This window comes from Anaeromyxobacter oryzisoli, from assembly GCF_022690765.1.
In the GTDB taxonomy this organism is placed as follows: Bacteria; Myxococcota; Myxococcia; order Myxococcales; family Anaeromyxobacteraceae; genus Anaeromyxobacter; species Anaeromyxobacter oryzisoli.
The window spans coordinates 1-2,577 of the sequence record NZ_JALCZA010000159.1 but is presented as its reverse complement, the minus strand read 5'-3'; the positions used below and the strand labels follow the sequence as shown (position 1 = coordinate 2,577).

Below are 2,577 nucleotides of genomic sequence, written 5' to 3'. Positions count from 1 at the left end.
TGTGGGTTTGCAGAAGGTAGGGACCCCGGCCGCGTGAGTTTTGCAGAAGGATTCCCCCGTCGGCGCTGAGGGTTTTGCAGAAGCATTCCCTCCCCCATCGGCGTGACCAGCCAGCCACGATGTCGCCTGTCCACGGACAGGAGGCGGGATGGCGTTTCGGGAGGTCACGATGCTGGAGGTCAAGGAGATCCTGAGGCTGTGGCTGCGAGGCGTGCCGAAGAAGCGGATCGCCCAACAGCTTGGCTTCGACGTAAAGACGGTGCGGCGGTACCTCGATGCCGCGAAGACGCGCGGCATCGAGCAGGCGCACGGTCTCGCCGCGCTCGACGACGAGCTCGTCGCCGCGGTGGTCGCGGTTACGCAGCCCGCGACCGGCCGCCCGCGCGGCGAGGGTTGGGCAGTCTGCGAGGCGCACCGCGACTTCATCGCGCGGCACGTCGATCGCGGAGTGCGGCTCACCAAGATCGGCAAGCTGCTCCTGCGGCACGGGGTCGAGGTCGAGTACCCGACGCTGCGCCGCTTCGCGCTCGCGGAGTTGGGCTTCGGCCGTGCGGCGCCGACGGTGCCGATCGCCGACTGTGAGCCTGGGCAGGAGGTGCAGCTCGACACCGGCTGGATGACGCTGCTCGAGCCGGACGTCTTCGGGAAGCGCCGGCGCTTTCGCGCCTGGATCTTCACCGCGGTCCGGTCGCGCCATCGCTTCGTGTACCCGGTGTTCCAGGAGACGACCGCGACGGCGATCGAGGCGTGCGAGGCGGCCTGGGAGTTCTTCGGCGGCGTCTTCCGCGTCGTCATCCCCGACAACACCAAGACGATTGTCACGGAGGCCGATCCGATCACGCCGAGGATCACCGACGGCTTCCTCGAGTAAGCGCAGGCGCGAGGCTTCGTGATCGACGCGACCCGCGTGCGCCACCCGAAGGACAAGGCGCGGGTCGAGCGGGCCGTGCCGACGGTTCGCGACGACTGCTTCGGCGGGGAGCGGCTGCGCACGATCGAGGACGCCCGCGCCCGCGCTCGTCGCTGGTGCCTAGACGAGTACGGGATGAAGCGGCACAGCCGCACGCAGCGGCTGCCGCGCGAGCACTTCGAGGCCGAGGAGCGCCCGTCGCTCCTGCCGGCGCCAACCACTCCCTACGATGTGCCGATCTGGTGCGACCCCAAGGTCGGGATCGACCAGTTCGCCGCGGTCGCCAAGAGCCTCTACTCGCTACCGCGCGACTTGCGCCGCCACACGCTCCGTGCTCGTGCGGATAGCCAGCTCGTGCGCTTCTTCGAGCACGGGAAGCTCGTGAAGACGCACCCGCGCGTCGCACCGGGGAAGCGCTCCATCGACACCGCCGACTTCCCCGAGGAGTCCCTCGCGTGCGCCCAGCGCGACGCCGCGTTCTTCGTCCGCAAGGCCGCGGAGCACGGCGAGCACGTCGGCCGCTTCGCGGCCGCGCTCGCCGCGGGGCCGAGGCCGTGGACCCGCATGCGCGCGCTGTTCAAGCTGATCGGCCTCGCGCGAAAGTACGGCGAGCGGCTCGACGCGAGCTGCAAGACCGCCCTCGACGCCGACATGGTCGACATCTACCGGCTCGCCGATCTCGTCCGGCTCGACCCCCGCCTCTCGCCGCCTCCAGCGAAGGTGATCCCGCTCGCCCGGTACCTCCGGCCCGCGAGCCAGTACGCCCTCCCGCTCGCACGGAGCGAGCGGCGAAACGAAGGAGACGAGCCTTGAACGCCGACGTCATCTCCCCCGAGCTGAAGACGGTGCTGCGCCGCCTGAAGCTCTCCCGCATGCTCGACACGCTTCCCGAGCGGCTCGCGCTCGCGCGCCAGCAGAAGATGCCGCACCAGGACCTCCTGCTCCTCGCCCTGAGCGACGAGGCGACACGGCGCGACGGTCAGGCCGCGAAGCTCCGCGCCGACCGCGCCCGGCTCGAGCCCGACTGCCAGCTCGAGCGCTGGGACGAGACCGCCAAGGTCGAGTTCGACCGCGCGCTCCTAAACGAGCTCGCGTCGCTGCGCTTCATCGAGTCGCATCACCACGTCACCGTCGTGGGCAGCGTCGGCGTCGGGAAGACCTTCCTCGCCCACGCGCTCGGCCATGTCGCCTGCCGGCGCGGCTACTCGGTGCTCGCCATCGGGGCTGACGCGATGCTGAAGAACCTCAAGCACGCGCGGCTCACGCAGACACACGAGAAGGAGCTGCGAGCGCTGCTCTCGGTGGACCTGCTCATCGTCGACGACTTCGGGCTCGACGCGATGGACGCCCAGGAGAGCCGCGACGCGCACGAGATCATCACCGAGCGCCACCGCGCCGGGTCGATGATCGTCACGTCGAACCGCGGGCCGGACGAGTGGCTTGCGACCTTCGCCGACCCCATGCGCGCCCAGGCGGCCATCGACCGCTTCACGAGCAACGCCTACGACCTCGTCATCGAGGGCGAGTCGTACCGGGCTCGGCTCAAGCCCGGGCAGAAACCTGGACAGAAGCCGGAGAAGAAGGGCAAGTAGAGAACGTCACGCCGATGTGGAGCCGGGGGGGAATCCTTCTGCAACGACGGGGTCCCATCCCTCTGCAAACCGACA

The 2,577-nt window shown here is 69.7% G+C and carries 3 protein-coding genes; all 3 read left to right on the top strand.

What is annotated here, in order from left to right; genetic code table 11:
- Nucleotides 1-148 precede the first annotated feature (148 nt).
- The 3 genes from MNZ27_RS23100 to MNZ27_RS23090 are packed head-to-tail and all read left to right on the top strand — an operon-like array spanning nt 149 to nt 2,502.
- Nucleotides 149-871 carry a helix-turn-helix domain-containing protein gene (locus tag MNZ27_RS23100; protein WP_242396415.1) on the top strand — a complete coding sequence of 241 codons (723 nt, stop codon included), beginning with the start codon at nt 149-151 and terminating at the stop codon, nt 869-871.
- Between the two features lie 18 nt (nt 872-889).
- A complete protein-coding gene (locus MNZ27_RS23095) occupies nt 890-1,723 on the top strand; it encodes a Mu transposase domain-containing protein (protein WP_242396414.1) in 834 nt (277 codons plus the stop codon).
- Nucleotides 1,720-2,502 carry an ATP-binding protein gene (locus tag MNZ27_RS23090; RefSeq protein ID WP_242396413.1) on the top strand — a complete coding sequence of 261 codons (783 nt, stop codon included), beginning with the start codon at nt 1,720-1,722 and terminating at the stop codon, nt 2,500-2,502. Before MNZ27_RS23095 ends, MNZ27_RS23090 begins: the two co-directional genes overlap by 4 nt.
- Nucleotides 2,503-2,577 lie beyond the last annotated feature (75 nt).

Excerpts from the sequence above, each read along its gene's own strand:
- MNZ27_RS23100 (WP_242396415.1), top strand. The coding sequence starts at position 149 with ATGGCGTTTCGGGAGGTCACGATGCTGGAGGTCAAGGAGATCCTGAGG.